The sequence below is a fragment of the Comamonas sp. C11 genome, from assembly GCF_024496285.1.
Taxonomy (GTDB): Bacteria; Pseudomonadota; Gammaproteobacteria; order Burkholderiales; family Burkholderiaceae_C; genus Comamonas; species Comamonas testosteroni_F.
Map to the genome: position 1 here is coordinate 2,717,759 of NZ_CP101743.1, position 14,812 is coordinate 2,732,570.

General features: G+C 59.2%; 16 protein-coding genes and 1 pseudogene. 8 read left to right on the top strand and 9 right to left on the bottom strand.

The window, feature by feature from the left end:
- The first annotated feature begins 10 nt into the window (after nt 1–10).
- Nucleotides 11–1,138 carry a suppressor of fused domain protein gene (locus NOX35_RS12415; protein WP_182286962.1) on the top strand — a complete coding sequence of 376 codons (1,128 nt, stop codon included), beginning with the start codon at nt 11–13 and terminating at the stop codon, nt 1,136–1,138.
- An 81-nt stretch (nt 1,139–1,219) separates the two neighbouring features.
- Here the strand turns inward: NOX35_RS12415 and tsaA are convergent, their stop codons facing one another.
- Entirely contained in the window at nt 1,220–1,702 is a 483-nt protein-coding gene (tsaA, locus tag NOX35_RS12420) for a tRNA (N6-threonylcarbamoyladenosine(37)-N6)-methyltransferase TrmO (protein WP_182286963.1), read from the bottom strand.
- Nucleotides 1,702–2,127 carry a molybdopterin-binding protein gene (locus NOX35_RS12425; RefSeq protein ID WP_182286964.1) on the bottom strand — a complete coding sequence of 142 codons (426 nt, stop codon included), beginning with the start codon at nt 2,125–2,127 and terminating at the stop codon, nt 1,702–1,704. The genes tsaA and NOX35_RS12425 overlap by 1 nt, the downstream gene beginning before the upstream one ends.
- A 145-nt stretch (nt 2,128–2,272) precedes the next feature.
- Here NOX35_RS12425 and NOX35_RS12430 point away from each other — a divergent pair, with 145 nt between their 5' ends.
- Both NOX35_RS12430 and NOX35_RS12435 read left to right on the top strand, forming a co-directional pair.
- Entirely contained in the window at nt 2,273–2,806 is a 534-nt protein-coding gene (locus NOX35_RS12430; protein WP_256496771.1) for a GNAT family N-acetyltransferase, read from the top strand.
- A 302-nt stretch (nt 2,807–3,108) separates the two neighbouring features.
- Nucleotides 3,109–3,213, top strand: coding sequence for a hypothetical protein (locus NOX35_RS12435; protein WP_256496772.1), 105 nt, complete (start codon nt 3,109–3,111; stop codon nt 3,211–3,213).
- A 72-nt stretch (nt 3,214–3,285) separates the two neighbouring features.
- On the opposite strand, the gene NOX35_RS12440 is transcribed toward NOX35_RS12435, so the two are convergent.
- Nucleotides 3,286–4,203 (bottom strand): crotonase/enoyl-CoA hydratase family protein, encoded by a 918-nt coding sequence (locus tag NOX35_RS12440; protein ID WP_256496773.1) that lies wholly within the window; start codon nt 4,201–4,203, stop codon nt 3,286–3,288.
- Nucleotides 4,204–4,342: 139 nt separating this feature from the next.
- On the opposite strand from NOX35_RS12440, the gene NOX35_RS12445 reads away from it, so the two are divergent.
- Together NOX35_RS12445 and NOX35_RS12450 are read left to right on the top strand one after the other, a co-directional pair.
- Complete coding sequence (locus NOX35_RS12445) at nt 4,343–4,975, top strand: TetR/AcrR family transcriptional regulator (protein WP_182286967.1); 633 nt, start codon at nt 4,343–4,345, stop codon at nt 4,973–4,975.
- Between the two features lie 30 nt (nt 4,976–5,005).
- A complete protein-coding gene (locus NOX35_RS12450) occupies nt 5,006–6,655 on the top strand; it encodes an AMP-binding protein (protein ID WP_256496774.1) in 1,650 nt (549 codons plus the stop codon).
- A 258-nt stretch (nt 6,656–6,913) separates the two neighbouring features.
- On the opposite strand, the pseudogene NOX35_RS12455 reads toward NOX35_RS12450, so the two are convergent.
- Nucleotides 6,914–7,307 (bottom strand): annotated as a pseudogene (locus tag NOX35_RS12455) (linear amide C-N hydrolase); the annotation flags it as partial.
- A gap of 103 nt (nt 7,308–7,410) precedes the next feature.
- Between NOX35_RS12455 and NOX35_RS12460 the strand changes: the two are divergent.
- On the top strand, nt 7,411–7,821 hold the full coding sequence (locus tag NOX35_RS12460; protein WP_256496775.1) for a hypothetical protein: 411 nt from the start codon (nt 7,411–7,413) through the stop codon (nt 7,819–7,821).
- A 172-nt stretch (nt 7,822–7,993) separates the two neighbouring features.
- Here the strand turns inward: NOX35_RS12460 and NOX35_RS12465 are convergent, their stop codons facing one another.
- The gene (locus NOX35_RS12465; protein WP_256496776.1) at nt 7,994–9,625 is read right to left on the bottom strand and encodes an ATP-binding cassette domain-containing protein; all 1,632 of its coding nucleotides are present in this window, start codon (nt 9,623–9,625) and stop codon (nt 7,994–7,996) included.
- A gap of 169 nt (nt 9,626–9,794) precedes the next feature.
- Complete coding sequence (locus tag NOX35_RS12470; RefSeq protein WP_182286971.1) at nt 9,795–10,712, bottom strand: LysR family transcriptional regulator; 918 nt, start codon at nt 10,710–10,712, stop codon at nt 9,795–9,797.
- A gap of 438 nt (nt 10,713–11,150) precedes the next feature.
- Between NOX35_RS12470 and NOX35_RS12475 the strand changes: the two genes are divergently transcribed.
- Together NOX35_RS12475 and NOX35_RS12480 are read left to right on the top strand one after the other, a co-directional pair.
- Nucleotides 11,151–11,573, top strand: coding sequence for a VOC family protein (locus NOX35_RS12475; protein WP_182286972.1), 423 nt, complete (start codon nt 11,151–11,153; stop codon nt 11,571–11,573).
- A gap of 115 nt (nt 11,574–11,688) precedes the next feature.
- On the top strand, nt 11,689–12,318 hold the full coding sequence (locus tag NOX35_RS12480; protein WP_182286973.1) for a DUF2625 domain-containing protein: 630 nt from the start codon (nt 11,689–11,691) through the stop codon (nt 12,316–12,318).
- 88 nt (nt 12,319–12,406) lie between these two features.
- Here NOX35_RS12480 and NOX35_RS12485 read toward each other — a convergent pair whose 3' ends face one another.
- From NOX35_RS12485 to NOX35_RS12495, 3 genes are all read right to left on the bottom strand, one after another.
- Nucleotides 12,407–12,946: a DUF1697 domain-containing protein gene (locus NOX35_RS12485; protein ID WP_256496777.1), complete on the bottom strand. Its 540-nt coding sequence runs from the start codon at nt 12,944–12,946 to the stop codon at nt 12,407–12,409.
- A 392-nt stretch (nt 12,947–13,338) separates the two neighbouring features.
- Complete coding sequence (locus NOX35_RS12490; RefSeq protein ID WP_182286975.1) at nt 13,339–13,746, bottom strand: hypothetical protein; 408 nt, start codon at nt 13,744–13,746, stop codon at nt 13,339–13,341.
- Nucleotides 13,747–14,112: 366 nt separating this feature from the next.
- A complete protein-coding gene (locus tag NOX35_RS12495; protein ID WP_182286976.1) occupies nt 14,113–14,787 on the bottom strand; it encodes a hypothetical protein in 675 nt (224 codons plus the stop codon).
- Nucleotides 14,788–14,812: the final 25 nt, after the last annotated feature.

Below are 14,812 nucleotides of genomic sequence, written 5' to 3' on the forward strand. Positions count from 1 at the left end.
GAAAAAGGCCATGAATTCCCGCGAAACCTACGACTCTCAAACCCACGCTAACGGGCAAGAGGGCAGCCAGGGATGGGATGCAATCGATGGGGCGCTGCAGGCGGTTTATGGCGATCAGCAGCCCGCGCATTTCGGGACGCTGATCAAATTTCGTCTTGGAGGAGAAGATCCGCTGGACGGCGTCAGTGTCTATCGCAGCGAGCAGGGCGCACCGCACTGGCACTATGTCAGCTATGGCTTCAGTGACCTGTATGGCGATCTGGATGACAGCTACGACATCGCTCCAGGCAAGCCCAGTGGCTATGGTTTCGAGTTGAGCTTCAGGCTGATGCGTGCTGCCAGCGAGCAGGAGCCACCTAGTTGGCCTGTTAACTTTTTGCAAAATATTGCTCGATATGTATTCCGCACCGGCAATGTGCTGGCCCCAGGCCACTGGATGACGGCCAACGGCCCTATCAAGGCCGATGCCGACACGCTGCTGACCGAAATGGGCTTTGCACTGGATCCGGAGCTGCCGGCTATACATACGCCCTATGGGGACCTGATGTTTCTACAGTTGGTGGGGCTGACCAGTGACGAGTTGCGCGAGGTACGCCGCTGGAATGTGCAGGGAGCGCTGCATTCCCTGCAGAGTTATATGCCGCTGTGGATCACCGATCTGGCGCGGCCCAGCCTGCATGATCTGCCCGATGTCCAGGCAGCCATTGACGCGGGAGCGGCACGAGAAGGCTCCAAGACGGGCGTGCTCTACAACGATGTGCTTGGCTTCAGTCATCGCAAGCGCCTGCTGCGCAGTCCGCAGACAGTGATTCGCCTGGGCAGCCTGGGAGTGCGCGACCTCAAGGCCATGCTGCCGGCTCGCCTGCCCCATGGCCGTCCGCTGATTCTGGCAGGCGATGGTTCCACGCTGGAGCTGGTACCTGCCGGTGACAGCGAAGGCGGGATGCTGGACTGGCATAGCGACCATGAGCTCAAGCTCAGCCTGACCCAGGCCCAGATGCAGGCCTGGAAGCAGGCCGTCAAGGGGCGCGACGGCGAGTACACCGTGCCAGGACTCGATGGTCTGGTCTGGCAGGTCAAGAGCAGTGTGGTGACGGATAGCCAGGGGCGCGTGACCGGCAGGTACGAAGAGCGCTAAGTGCCATGCCATGCATCAAGTAGCTGCATGCGCTTTGGAGATGGACGCATCGGCTGTTTCAGCTCGGAAAACAGATAGCTCTTAACGCATGCGCTCGTCGGAGAGTCTGTCCGGCAACTGATCCAGCCCTCTGGCAAACCAGCCTATGCGTTCTGTCTCGCGCACATCCAGTTGCGGCACATAGGGTTTGATGTCGAGCACAGGCGTGCCATCCAGCATGTCGTTACCGCGGAAATGCAGCCAGCATCCGTCCATGCCAAGGAGCTCGACAATGGACAGACCGATGCGGTTGGGCCTTGCCGGCGCCCTTGTAGCAAACACGCCATGGCTGCTGGTGTCCATGAAGGGTACGACTTCCAGCCTTTCTGCGGCTTCATGCAGGTGTGTGAGCAGGATCAGGTATTGAAACTCCTGCACATCGCGCAAGCCCGCGGCAAAAGGCGCAAAAACCTCTATCTTTCCCTCATGCTGCTGGGCAGCAACGGTCTGTATGGGCATGCCCACGGCATGCTTGAACGGGCTGTGTACGCGGCCTATCGGCTGCAGAACAATGGATTCGTTCATCAGGGCAGCACCGCCAGCACGACCTGAGAAGCCTTGAACAAGGCGGTGGCCGTCTTGCCTACGGCAAGGCCCAGGTTTTCGGTGCTCTCCTGCGTGACCATGGCCACCACCTGCAGACCCTGGGCTTCTATGGTCACTTCGACATTCACCGCGCCGGGCCTGATTCGGGTGACCTTGCCGTTGAGCTGGTTGCGCGCCGAAAAGCGCACGCCTTCGCAATTTGTCACAACCATCACGGACGGCGCCTTGACCATGGCGATCACCGCACTGCCGGCCTTCAGGCCCAGGCTGACAGCGCTGCCATGCGTGATGGTCGCCACCAGCTCAGCATTGTGTTCAGTACGGATCTGGACTTCATCGGTGACGATGCCGTGGCTGATATGGGAGACACTGCCCTTGAACTGGTTGCGTGCGCTGCTTTGCATGAGGGTTTCCTGAAAATACCGGCTGGAAGGAAGCCGGATTAATTCTTATAGCACCCAGGCCTGTGCAGTTAAACGCTGCGCAGGCCACGACTGCTTGGTCCTTGCCCATAATACCGTCTCTAATTTGGGTGCCTGAGGCCAAGAAATGAGTGATCTGAACATCGTGCGATGTACGCACGAACGCCACGCCGCTGCTATTTTGGACATTTTCAACGATGCCATCGTCAACTCCACGGCGCTCTACGACTACCAGCCGCGCACGACACACAACATGGTCAGCTGGTTCGAGGCCAAGCGTGCAGGCGGCTTCCCCGTCATCGGCATTGAAGATGCGCAAGGCCGGTTGCTGGGCTTTTGCAGCTGGGGAGGTTTTCGCGCCTACCCCGCCTATAAGTACACGGTCGAGCATTCGGTCTATGTCCATCCACAGCACCGGGGCCGAGGTTTGGGGCAGCAACTGATGGAGCTGCTGATTGCCGAGGCCAGGCATCGTGGAGATGTGCATGTGCTCGTCGGTGCCATCGACGCCGCCAACGCGGGCAGCATTGCACTGCACAAGCGGTTAGGCTTCGAGTCCGTGGGCCTGATGCCTCAGGTGGGCTTCAAGTTCGGCCGCTGGCTGGATCTGGCCTTCTACCAGCTCACACTGCAGACGCCGCTGAATCCGGTGGATGGTTGAGTTGCTCCGAAAATCAGCTTGCAGCGATTGACTACAAAGCACTGCATTGAGTCTTTCCCGAATGGCTCGGGGGCCTGGATACATTTTGTGCCGCGAGAAAATGGCTGCGCTCCTGTTTGTCTGGACAGCGTCGCAAGCTGAAGGCTGGTGTTCCGTCGCTTTGATGGGGGCACCGCCATGTGGAACCGTTTGCTGAGTCGCTTTCGCAAAGAGCTGCTGCTTGCCTAGGGCGTGCTGCGCGACCCGCGCTCGCCCAGGGCCGCCAAGCTCGGGCTCTCTACCCCATCAGTCCCCTAGACTACATGCCCGATACCATTCCTATTCTGGGCTGGCTGGACGATTGCCTGATCGGTTTTTTGCTGCTGCAACTGGCTGTCGAACTGCTGGGCTCACTGTGTGAACGCTAAAGCTGCTTGCGCAGCTGTCCCTAAACCTTGGCTGCCAGCGTCGACACGTCGTGCATTGGTCGTTTTTTGGGTTCATTGCTTGGGCGTCAGACGGGTGACCTGGGTCTCCAGTCTTTCAATCTCGCGGCGTGCCTCGTCGCCTTCTGGTATGTTGCGGCCCGAGTCGCGCCACTGTACGGCAGCCTTGAAGCCTTCAGCCTGTGCATAGCGGCGAAACCACATGCCTTCGGGGTTGTGGCGTGTGATGCCGTCAAACACTGTTGCCAGCATTTGGCCTTGTTCCAGACCCATGGTCAGCATGGTCTGGTTGACTACCAGCTTGTGCATGGCCAAGTGTCCGCGCGGAACGGCGGCAATGCGGTTGGCTATCCGCATGGTGCAGGCCTCCAACTCGGATGCATCTACGGCTTCGGTGGCCAGCCCCCATTCAGCAGCTTGCGCACCGCTGATCACATCGCCTGTGAACATCATCTGCTTGGCGCGCATCGGTCCCAGACGCTGGGTCCACATTGCTGTGGTGGGGCATCCCCATACTCGTGTGGGCATATAGCCGATGCGGGCGTCATTAGCCATGATGAGCAGATCGCAGCACAGTGCAATATCGCTGCCACCAGCCACAGCGGCACCGTGTACCTTGGCAATCGTGGGTTTGCTGCAACGCCATAAGCTCATGAAGTCTTCGGTATTGCGCTTCATGAAAGCATAGTCTTCCATGGGGTCCCAAGGCGCTTTTTCCTGCTGACAGGGGTGCTCAATTTCCTGCTCGGCGGTTTCTGCCAAGTCATAGCCGCCGCAGAAGCCCTTGCCCGCACCCTCAACAACGATGACGTGGACGTCGGGATTGTCCTGAGCCCACTCCACGGCCTTGCGAATCTCGCGCGGCGTCTGGTTGTTGATCGCATTTAGGCGCTCTGGGCGATTGAGTAGGAGCCGTGCAATGCGTGGATTTTGGGCGTCTGTAGTGATCGACAAAGTGCTGTAGCTGGGCATGGGTAGTCTCCTGATTGAAATGTGAAATTTCAATCAACTATGGGTAATTAATTGATAAAAAACTGTTTTTGACAGTCAGAATTGACTCTATGTGCATTTGTTTTTACAGTCAACCTAGACTGTCAATTTGGAGGTGAGTATGTCTAGCAACCTCAAGGCGGCTGAGAGCAGCACCTTGCGTGAGCAACAGAAGCAGGCGACACGTGCGCGCATTTTGAACAGCGCCGTGACCTGCCTGATGGATCTGGGCGTTGCGCGTACCACTACGCTGGAAGTGCAGCGCCGAGCGGCAGTCAGCCGCGGTGCATTGCTGCACCACTTTCCTACGCATGCAGAGCTGCTTTGCGCAGTCGTTGATGCCATCGTGGTGCGCAACGAAGAGGCAGTCCTCAAGCATCTGCGCCGCAAAGCAAGGCGTAGTGACCCTGTCGAGCATGCGATTCACACACTGGTCGATAGCATGAGAGAGCCTTCATTTATGGCCGAGCTGGAGCTGTGGGTGGTGGCACGTACCGATACTGAGCTGCGTGAAGCCCTGGTCGCTGCAGAGCGCAAAGCCTTGCGCGACAGGATGCGTGTACTTGATGAAATCTTCGCGCCACTGAGTGCCTTTCCGGCCTACGAGCTGGTAGTCAGCACCAGCGCTGAATTTGTGCGCGGTCTGGCGGTCTCTGGCATTTTGCGCAGCAACCCTCAGTCGGTGAAGGCTCTGACTCAGCAATGGATATGGGCAGTGAGGCAGCTGCTGCCACTGAAGCCGCCGGGTCAATGATTTTTCTCATCACACATGGAGATGACTTAAATGTCCCAGCTATCGAGCCCGCTGAACCGGTCCTACTGGCCTGCAGACACTTCGCGTGAGGTGCTTGACATCACCGAAGGGCAGGCCCTGCGTGAAGCGACCTTGAAGGCGCCTGAGCGATGGGCGCTAGTGGAAAAAATTCCTGCCGGTTGGACGTCGCTGACCGGCGTTGCCGAGACCGATAGACGCTGGACTTATGCGCAGTTGCTGGACGATGCTACGGCCTGCGCACATTGGCTGTTGCTGCGATATAAGCCTGGGCAGCGCATCTGCCTGTGGGCACCGAATGTACCGGAATGGGTAATTTTGCAATACGGTGCATCGCTGGCCGGTATGGTGTTGGTCACCGCCAACCCGGCGCTGCGCGCACAGGAGCTGCAATATGTGCTGCGCCAGTCTCGCTCATGTGCACTGTTTCATATCGACCGGTTTCGCGGCAGCGATATGGCGGGTATGGCCAAGGCGACAGCTGAAGGGGAGGTGGGTATGGTCGATGTTATAAGCCTCAGCGGCTGGCTAGATGAGGTGAGACAGTGTCCGCGAGAAGGCTGCCTGCCCGAGGTGGACCCGCGCAGTCCTGCGCAAATCCAGTACACCTCGGGAACCACGGGCGAGCCCAAGGGCGCATTGTTGCATCGTATGGGTTTGGTCACCAATGCATGTTTCGTTGCCGCACGTGCGCAGCAGCATGAGGATGTGTATGTCAGCCCCATGCCACTGTTTCATACGGCAGGCTCGGTGATGAGTGTGCTTGGCTGTGTCACTACCTTGTCCACTCTGGTGCTGATCGTGGCTTTCGATCCAGATCTAGTCCTGCAGGCCATCGAGGACGAACGCGGCACACGCTTTGGCGGCGTACCCACTATGCTGCTCGCTTTGTTGGAGCAGTGCAAAACCAAAGACTATGACCTATCCAGCCTCCAGTTGGCCATGTCCGGCGGGGCTCCTATACCGGTGGCGCTGACCGAGCGCGTGCGTGCCGAGCTGGGTTGTGATCTAGTCACCGTCTATGGTCAGACCGAACTCAGTCCCATCGTCTGCCAGACTGCACTCGATGACAGTGCTGCAGACAAGGCCCAGACTGCAGGTCAGCCGCTATGGCAGGTCGAGGTTCGTATCGCAGGGCCACACGGCGAAGTCTTGCCTGTTGGTGAAGAAGGTGAGATTCAGGCGCGCGGCTATCAGGTCATGCTGGAATATTTCGAGCAGCCAGAAGTCACGGCTCAGACCTTGCTTGGCGATGGCTGGTTGCGCACGGGCGACCTGGGCATCATGGACGAACGCGGCTATTGCCGCGTCACCGGCAGGCTCAAGGACATGATTATTCGTGGCGGTGAGAATATCTACCCTGTGCAGGTAGAAGGCGTGTTGATGAAGCACCCGGCCGTGGCCGATGTTGCGGTGTTTGGCATGGCCGACGAGCACTGGGGTGAGCAGGTGGCAGCTGCGATCCGCTTCAAACCTGGAGTAGATGTTTGCCCGGCCGAGGAACTGAGACAGTTCTGCCGCCAACATATCGCGCCCCACAAAACGCCAGAGCATTGGTTCATCTGCGAGGCTTTTCCGTTGACAGGTTCTGGCAAGGTGCAGAAATTTCGTCTCAAGGAGCTTGTGCGCCATCAGCAATTGAGCACATTGCCTAGACATTGACTGTTTGAAAACGCTGGCTGCCAGCGCTTGTCTGCCAATGGCTGGCGCTGCAGGAAGCGGCCAAGGTGTGGATGCCACAGCTCCCGCACCTGTGGTGGTCTTGTAGTGCTTTGATGCTCTCGTCTGTCAAGCCCAGGGGCAAGACTTGGCTCACTGTGCATACGCCGAGAATTACCAGCCATCAAGATAATGCATGAGCCATAGATACGGGCCTACAGCTTGTAGTCAACAACTGGCGCCAAGGCAGCTTCTAATACATATTGATTGCGCCCAGGCGGCAATGGTCAGCCCGGGTTTGCTCTTGGCATCAAAGCTCGGATACCGGGACTCCACCAGCCACAGCAGGTTGGCGTTGAGACCGGCTTCATTGACGCCGTCCGTGGTCGAGATGTCATAGCCCGAAGTGATGACGCTGCCGTATTTGGACTTCCAGCGCAGCGTCTTCTGGCCGGCCTGACCGTTGCGTTCCATGCCGCGCTGCGGCCCTCAGAGATTGCTGACAATGTCGCTTTCTCAGTCCATGGAGTGGGCCGTCATGACCTGACCGTCGACACTGTGGAAGACCAAGCGGGTGCAGGCCCTGGCGCTGGTGCTAGCGGCCATCAGCAGGACGGCCAGTTGGGGGGCGGATGCGCGGCATTCTGGATTTCATCAGATCTACTCCTTGGTCCGCAAGCATGATCGGAGACTGGCGTGAATGCTGCCGTGATTGAGCATGACAAGGCCTTGCCTGGCGGCTGGCATACTGGACTCTCATGATCGCAAAGCCCTTGTTTTCCTCTCTGTTGCTGGCGCTGGCCGCTCTGACGGGCTGTGATTCGGACGCGCCCCCAGCGCCTCTGAGCAAGCAGGCGCAGGCCACGCGTGATGCTGCGCCTGAGCAAGTCTTCAAGGGCGTGCTGGCAGGCCAGTCGGTATTCCTGTTGGTCCACGATTGCGAAGTCTTTCTTGTGGAGCCTTTGGAAAAGGGCGAAGTCCGCTGGGAAAAGGTGCTGGCGCCCGACCCATACCCGTTCTTCACATCCTGCCAGCGTCAATCCATCCGCTATGAGGCCGGCGTGCTTCGGGTCACACTGGGTCGAATGGCCTTGGGTGCAGGCGGTTGCTGTGCCACGGGTGGTGACTATCGCTCCACTGACGGAAGAAGCTGGAAAAAGAGCACCTGAACCTCTGAAGCCGAAAACAGGGGCAAGCGCGCGAATGGTCGGAACATGGTGTGCACTGTTGCCTCGTGCATTGCCGAACTGCGGGCAGGATGCACGGCGCTGCTCGACCGAGATTCAACCGAGAGCTGGCCCTGCCAGTCGGCAATGACCGTGACAGCGCCGGCTGCAGTGATCAGAGCGTTGTCAATGTCCATGTTTCAGCGGCAAAGCTCAGCTGGTGCGTCAACTTCAGCGCCTGGAGCAGCATGCTGTCGTGCGATACGATGATCAGCGTGCCCGCGTATTGGCACAACATGCTCTCCAGCGCCTGCAGGGATGGCAGATCCAGGTGGTTGTCGGGTTCGTCCAGCAGCAGCAATTGCGCTGGCTCGTCACGGTAAAGTGCACAGGCCATGGCAGCCTTTAGGCGCTCGCCACCGCTGAGTTGTCCGCTAGGCTGATCGATATGGCGCGAGTCCAGCCCGATCTGTGCCAGGCGCATGCGCTGCAGCGACTCGGGCGTGCTCGGACTCTCGGTCAGCAACTGGCTAAGTACCGACGATGAAGGTTGCAGCAAGCTCTGGTGTTGGTCGAGCATGGCATGTGTCGCATTCAGCTTGCATTCACCCGTCAGCGGCTGCAACTGCCCGGCCAGCAGCTGCAACAGCATGGACTTGCCGCTGCCATTGGGGCCGCTGACAGCCATGCGCTGACCGGCGCGCAGCACCAGATTCAGAGGAGGGTACGGCCCAACATGAGGCAGTTGCACATCACGCAACTCGGCAACGATGCGGTCTCCCTGGCTCCTTGGCTCTTGAGGCGCATGCCAGTAGATGCCGCTGGCCTGCCAGTCCACCTGGCGCTGCAGTGCCAGGGCGGCCTCGCGCACGCTTTGGTTCAGGGCTTCGCGCGCGGCGGCCTGCTGGGTCGCCAGCTTGCCGCCCGAACTCTGGGCGCGTTCCTTGCTTGCGTCCAGCAGAATCTTGGCCTGATTGCCGTTCTTTCCCAGCCTTTCACCGCGTGCCTGCCTGCGGCTCTGGCGTTCCTGCTGTGTGCGCAAGGCTTGCTCGGCGCGGCTGCGCTCCAGCTTGAGGCGGGCCAGTTCGTCCTGTGCATTCTGGGATTTCTGGCGTTGGACTTCTCTGTAGAAAGAGTAGTTACTGCCATAGATGGTGATTGCGCTGGGGGTCAGTTCCGCAACAGAGTCCACGACCTTCAGCAAGACTCTGTCATGGCTGATCAGCAGCAGACCGCTGCGCCATTGCTGCAGTTGCTGCACCAGGGCAGAGCGGCTGGCTGCGTCCAGATGATTGCTGGGCTCATCCAGAATCAGAAAGTCGGCCTGTGCCAGTTGTGCGCCCAGCAGCGCCACGCGCATGGCCTGGCCGCCGCTGAGCTGGCTGGCAGGTGTTTGCGGTGCCAGCTGAGGCAGGCCGATCCGTTCGAGCTGCATCTGAAACTGCTGACGTATGTCCCAGCGCTCTGCCAGCAGTTCGTAGTCCCTGGCTTCGCAGCTGCCCTGTTCAATACGTTCCAGTGCCAGCAGCGTGTCGCTCAGGCCTGCCAGTGCAGCGATGCTCAGGTCCGGACGGGATGTCAGAGGGGCCTGTGGCAGATAGTGAATGCGGCCCGCGTAAGTTACGCCGCCGCTGCCGGGAGGCAACTCGCCAGCAAGAATGCGGGCCAGCACGGTTTTGCCCACTCCATTGCGGCCCACCAGCGCCGTGCGCTGTGAGCCGAAGTTGCAGCAAAGGTTGGAGAAGAGTGGCCGCCCATTGGGCAGTGTGTAAGAGACGCCATGCAGCGTCAGGCGAGTTTCTGTCATAAGACCATGCGATGGGTTGATGCCTAACATCCCCAGGCTGCACATGTGGACGGCAGCGATTGGGAGGAGGGGAGGTGGCCGTCAATCAGACGGCGGCATCAATGGCGCATGGGTGAAGAGTCTCGTTGGAAAGTGAAAGTACTCAATTTTAGGTAGTCCAGCGCTGGGGTCAAGCGAACTGTGGCGCGCATGCCGCTGCCTGATTGCCGAACTTTGCCAGCACCGTCAGCACGCTGGCGGTCGCAGGGTTCAGTGTTGGCAATTGGCGATGGGCGATAGCCATGGGGCGCATCAAGGTGGGTGACAGATGCCGTATCTGCACGCTGCTCTGTTGCTGCTGCTCTTCCATGGCTTCCAGCGGCAGCAGGGCTGCGGCCTGACCGGCAACTGCCAGGCTTTTTAGCGCCTCGGTATAGGTCAGGGCAACGAATGGGCGAGGACTCAGGCCTGCCTGGCCGAACCAGCCGGCAATCAGGCCGTGCATCTGCGTGGCGGAAGCAAAGCAGGCCCAGGGGCGGCTTGCCAGCCATTCGGGGCTTACCTGGTCGGGGACCTCCCAGGCTGCCGGCAACAGGGCCACCATGGGGTCGTTACGCCAGGGCGTGAGCATGATCTCGGCCGTCTCCGCCTGCGGGCTGGCGACCAGGGCGATATCGAGCGCTCCGGCCCTGAGGCGCTGCATGGAGTCGGCCGAGCCAACAGCCTCCAGCTTGATATCGATGCCCGGACTGTGGCGACTCAGGGCGTCGAGCATCAGCGGAAACAGCCGGATATTGACCCCGGCCGATACGCCTACCTTGACCAGGCCGGCGCGGCCGCTGGCGTGACGCTGCACCTGATCGATCAGGTCGTCGCCGGCCTCGAGCAGCTTGCGTCCTTTCTGCACCAGCACCTGGCCGGCCGATGTCAGTTCCGCCTGACGCCTGCCGCGTAGCAACAGCGTTGCATTCATGCGTGCCTCCAATTCCTTGATGTGCAGGCTGACCGTGGGTGGAGCCAGATGCAGCGCCTGGGCCGCTGCGGCGAAGGTGCCAAGATCGGCAATGGCAATCAGCGTCTGCAACTGGTCGAGATTGAGGTTTCGCATGGACTTTGAATCAGATTTTCTGAACTGAATGGTCAGATCATTCAACTTTACAGATGTTTGACCGCCAAAGACCATTGGCCGACCATGAAAAATCATCGAATTGAAGACCGCAGCAAGGGATATGACGCATTGAATGACGGGGCTTCAGCTGCGACCACCCACAGGCTTGAGGCGGCAGGGCCTGGGCATGCTCGCGCATGGCGCTGGCTCGCACAAGTCCGGAGCTGGCTGGAAGGCGCCGAGGCGCGAGTAGGGGCGGGATTCAGAGTGCCACCCAATGGAGGGTGAGGAGGAAGCAGATATTCTCGGAGATCGATTGCTTCTGGCTGCTGCGCGCATGCTTCTCAGGCGATCTCTGTTTCTGCATAACGCTTGCTTTTCAGCACCAGGCCAGCGCTATATTTGTGGACCGCTGTTTTGCAGAGTCCTAGATAGCTTATGTTGCTGAAGCAAATTGAATCCGTCGTGCTGTTTGTGCAAGATATTGATGCCGCTGCTATCTGGTATGCCGAGTTGTTTCAAACCGAGGTGCAATATGAGAATCATCACTACGCTTTTATCAGGACACCGGGATGCCTGATTGGTTTCCATCCGCAGGACAGCAAGTGTCCGGGGGGAGTTGGCGGGGCGACCGTCTATTGGGAGGTGGCTGATCTGCGGGAGGCGATACGGGAACTTGAACAAAGAGGGGCAGTTTTGTACCGAGGTCCTATCGTCACAAGCCTTGGTGCAACTGCGGCAATGCTGCTTGATCCCTTTGGCTGCACCTTAGGACTGCATCAGGCGCACCCTCATTCCGTGCAAGCGGTCCAGACACTGTCAGGCGCCAGCCAGCTGCCGGAGCCGATGCCTAGCGAATGAGCCATCACGTCAATGTTGAGTCATACAGCGATTGGAGGCCTTTCACGAGGCTTCCGGATACCAGAATCAAATGTCAGAATTCCGACGTTGTTGACTTTTGCATCAAGGAGGATCGATGCGTGCACTGGCAGAACTTTTGGAGCGCGACGAGCCGGCCTTGTCGCTGATACAAGCCTGGGCGCAGGACGCGAGCATTCCTGTCGAATGTCTTCCTCCCTCGGCTCAGAGAGACTCCGTGTTGCTAGCATTGCAGGTCACGACACGCTCGCCGCTGGGGGCCATGGCTCATGGAACCGGTGGAATTCTCGTTGACGGGGGCTGGCTCAGAATGCTGGGCTCGGGGCATCCCAGGCTCAGACGAGATCTCGCGGCATGGAATCACGCGCGTGGCAGCGGATTTTTGCTGATTGCCGACGATGCCGTGGGTGGATTCTTTGCCATCAATGGCGGGGGCCTGGGCGAGGATATGGGGGCTGTCCATTACCTGGCTCCAGACACCTGGGCCTGGGAATCTTTGGGGATGAGGCATACGGCTTTTGTGCAATGGGCTTTCACGGGTGGGCTGCGCGACTTCTACCGTGATTTGCGCTGGGAAGGCTGGGAAGCGGAGGTGGCCGGCATGGGCAATGATGCTTGCATGAGCTTCTATCCTTTTCTCTTCACGGAGCAGGGCTCCGTACATTCGAGTGCGCGCAAACCGGTGCCGGCAGCAGAACACTACGCATTCATGAGCAAGAGTGGATAGAAAGAGCCTGCCTGAGCCAAGCCAATGGATGAGATATCAGGTGGCTGTGACGCTTTCACCGCCTGCGTGCGATTGGCGCAAGCAGATATCAGCGCTTTTTCCGTGTCGCAACCTCATGGCCTGCTGCCGCCATTTCAACCAGCCGGGCAATCGTGTTGATATTTCTGGCCGTACCTTGGGCAGCTGCTGGAATCCTGAGCTTGGAATTGCCCATTCCAGCACCATAAGCCACATAGATCTCACGCCGTCCCAATTGCAGTTGTTCGTCCTTGAGACCTTTGATCTGGGTCAGCGCGTCTGCAGGTGGTGCTTTATCGAGAAAGATGGCAACGGTGCGGTTGCCCGGGGATTCGGGAAAGGGGTTGTTGGCCAGCACCTCCTTCATCTCCCGGGCTGTGCGCACTATGACGTCCACGGGCTTACCGGCGTAACTGGCCAGGCGTCGCTCCAATGCCGACTTGAGCTGTTGCTCGGTGCAATCTGCATCCAGTACTACATTGCCGCTGGCAATATAGGTCTGTACCTGCGCAAACCCTTCGGCCTCGCACATGGACTTCAACTCCGCCATGGGGAGTTTGCCGGTTCCGCCGACATTGATGGCCCTCAGCAGAGCGACATAGATGGGCATGACGGATAAATGGGCTGAATCTGGAAGGGGCAGGCGGAGAAATCCCGCACGATGTGACGGAGCACCAAGGCGCAGATGAGGATGCTAGCGTATCGCAAAAGCCCGCGAGATTGGGGTTGCCTGGATAGAGCGGATTCAGGAGGACTTGCAGTCCGCAATGGGTCAGGCTGAGGGGGCTACAGGGGCATGGTTTGAAGTGCAGCCAGCACTCGTCTGTGCTTGTATGGCTTTACCCTGCTTTTTTAGATGAGACAGAAATTCCACAGCAGCACCAACCGTGCTTGGCTTGGGCCAAAGCCCTAGTCATTGCACGGATTGCTCCTGCATTTCACAGAATTCGCTCAGGCTCAGGCTGCCTTTGTGCCGCTCGCCAGGATTGGCCTGAGCGCTCGTCAGTTCGGATAGAGGCTTGCCGTTTGCCTGGGCTCTATTGCCTGCCAGAGGCTGGTGCCGGAAGCGGCCTGGGCGCTAGACGGTGCAGGACTGCCTTGTGCAGAAGCATCCGGCCCGTAGTTGTTCCGGCGCTCTTCTACGGTCATGGATTGAGGGCATTTCGAACCCGTGATCTCCAGTGCCGCGCGAGCGTCAGGATCCATGCAGTCCATAGCCAGCGAGGCTGCCTTCATGCCCTTGTTCCAGAGCTCACGGCTCATTTTCAGGCGTTTGCAATGCTCGTCCGTCCAGGTTGTGCCGAAGCGCACGCCAAAGCCAGGGCCGTTGGCACTGCCGCTGCTGCTGCCCATGCAGGTGTCGTTGCTGGTCGTGAGATTGGATCCGTTCACGCTGGGAACGTTCTTCACGGTGTATGTGCCGCTGTACTCGACGATGTTCCTGGATGTCCCGGCTACCGTGCTGTTCAGATTCTGGGTGGTGGTTCCGCTGGTCGTTATGTTTTGATCCGAGCTTGAAGTCGACCTGCTTTCGATGCAGGATACCGATCGGCTGTCCGCCGCAGCAACCGGATTCACGATGGTGATGGATTGATTCTGTTGTGCTCCCACTGACGAGGAGCTGGAGAGGCTTTGTGCACTGCTATCGAGCTGCACAAAGGGACACAAAGGCTTAGCAAGGCTATCGAGGCTTTCATGCTGTTTCTCCTTTGTCCCCGAGTCTTGACTTGGGAGGCCTCAACTCGGGGGCAATACAACTGAGTTCGCGGACCTTATCTAGTTGGCGGCCGAGTTCGCCCATCCATAAGCATTGCCCGAAGTTCCGCCACCATTGGAGCCTCCGAAGGCTGTACCCAGGCTGAAGCCGGCAGTTGTCGCGTTGCCGACAGAGGAGGCGCCAGAGTTGTTGCTGGTCGAGGTTCCTCCCGGGCCCGAGATCGCCTGCGAGTTCGCACCAAAGTAGGCGTTGGTATGGGCCGTGCTGTTCACCACCGCAATGCCGTTGCCGATGGACGCGGTTCCAGCCACATTGTTGGTGCTCGAGTTTGCGTAGCCTCCGGCGCCACCGCTGACCAACTTGCCGGGAGCGTGGCCGAGGTAATTGCTACCGACATCCGAATGTGCGTTGGCATTGGTGGTTCCGTAGCCGCCGGCAACGCCGCCGCCGCTGGTCGCAGCAAGACTGGTGACGGCTCCTGTGGTTGAGACGCTTCCGCCGACACTCGATTGGCCCGAGGCCGCAGGTCCCCAGGAACCGGTGGTGCCGGTGCTGGTTCCAAAGCCGCTTGCTTGAGCGCCGGCCGTCGCACTGTTGAAGCTCACAGCGCTGCCCGTGCCGGAGCTTGCAACCGAGGAATAGGTTCCCGAGGATGCATTGGTCCCCGTGTTGGTTGCAGCAGATGCCACACCAGCCAAGGCAGCAACCGCCATGACAATCAAAGACTTTTTCATGATCATTCCTTTGAACAGCGAGTTC

Excerpts from the sequence above, each read along its gene's own strand:
- NOX35_RS12430 (WP_256496771.1), top strand. The coding sequence starts at position 2,273 with ATGAGTGATCTGAACATCGTGCGATGTACGCACGAACGCCACGCCGCT.
- NOX35_RS12435 (WP_256496772.1), top strand. The coding sequence starts at position 3,109 with ATGCCCGATACCATTCCTATTCTGGGCTGGCTGGACGATTGCCTGATC.
- NOX35_RS12445 (WP_182286967.1), top strand. The coding sequence starts at position 4,343 with ATGTCTAGCAACCTCAAGGCGGCTGAGAGCAGCACCTTGCGTGAGCAA.
- NOX35_RS12415 (WP_182286962.1), top strand. The coding sequence starts at position 11 with ATGAATTCCCGCGAAACCTACGACTCTCAAACCCACGCTAACGGGCAA.
- NOX35_RS12425 (WP_182286964.1), bottom strand. The coding sequence starts at position 2,127 with ATGCAAAGCAGCGCACGCAACCAGTTCAAGGGCAGTGTCTCCCATATC.
- NOX35_RS12450 (WP_256496774.1), top strand. The coding sequence starts at position 5,006 with ATGTCCCAGCTATCGAGCCCGCTGAACCGGTCCTACTGGCCTGCAGAC.
- NOX35_RS12480 (WP_182286973.1), top strand. The coding sequence starts at position 11,689 with ATGCGTGCACTGGCAGAACTTTTGGAGCGCGACGAGCCGGCCTTGTCG.
- NOX35_RS12470 (WP_182286971.1), bottom strand. The coding sequence starts at position 10,712 with ATGCGAAACCTCAATCTCGACCAGTTGCAGACGCTGATTGCCATTGCC.
- NOX35_RS12465 (WP_256496776.1), bottom strand. The coding sequence starts at position 9,625 with ATGACAGAAACTCGCCTGACGCTGCATGGCGTCTCTTACACACTGCCC.
- NOX35_RS12475 (WP_182286972.1), top strand. The coding sequence starts at position 11,151 with ATGTTGCTGAAGCAAATTGAATCCGTCGTGCTGTTTGTGCAAGATATT.
- NOX35_RS12495 (WP_182286976.1), bottom strand. The coding sequence starts at position 14,787 with ATGAAAAAGTCTTTGATTGTCATGGCGGTTGCTGCCTTGGCTGGTGTG.
- NOX35_RS12440 (WP_256496773.1), bottom strand. The coding sequence starts at position 4,203 with ATGCCCAGCTACAGCACTTTGTCGATCACTACAGACGCCCAAAATCCA.
- NOX35_RS12460 (WP_256496775.1), top strand. The coding sequence starts at position 7,411 with ATGATCGCAAAGCCCTTGTTTTCCTCTCTGTTGCTGGCGCTGGCCGCT.
- tsaA (WP_182286963.1), bottom strand. The coding sequence starts at position 1,702 with ATGAACGAATCCATTGTTCTGCAGCCGATAGGCCGCGTACACAGCCCG.
- NOX35_RS12485 (WP_256496777.1), bottom strand. The coding sequence starts at position 12,946 with ATGCCCATCTATGTCGCTCTGCTGAGGGCCATCAATGTCGGCGGAACC.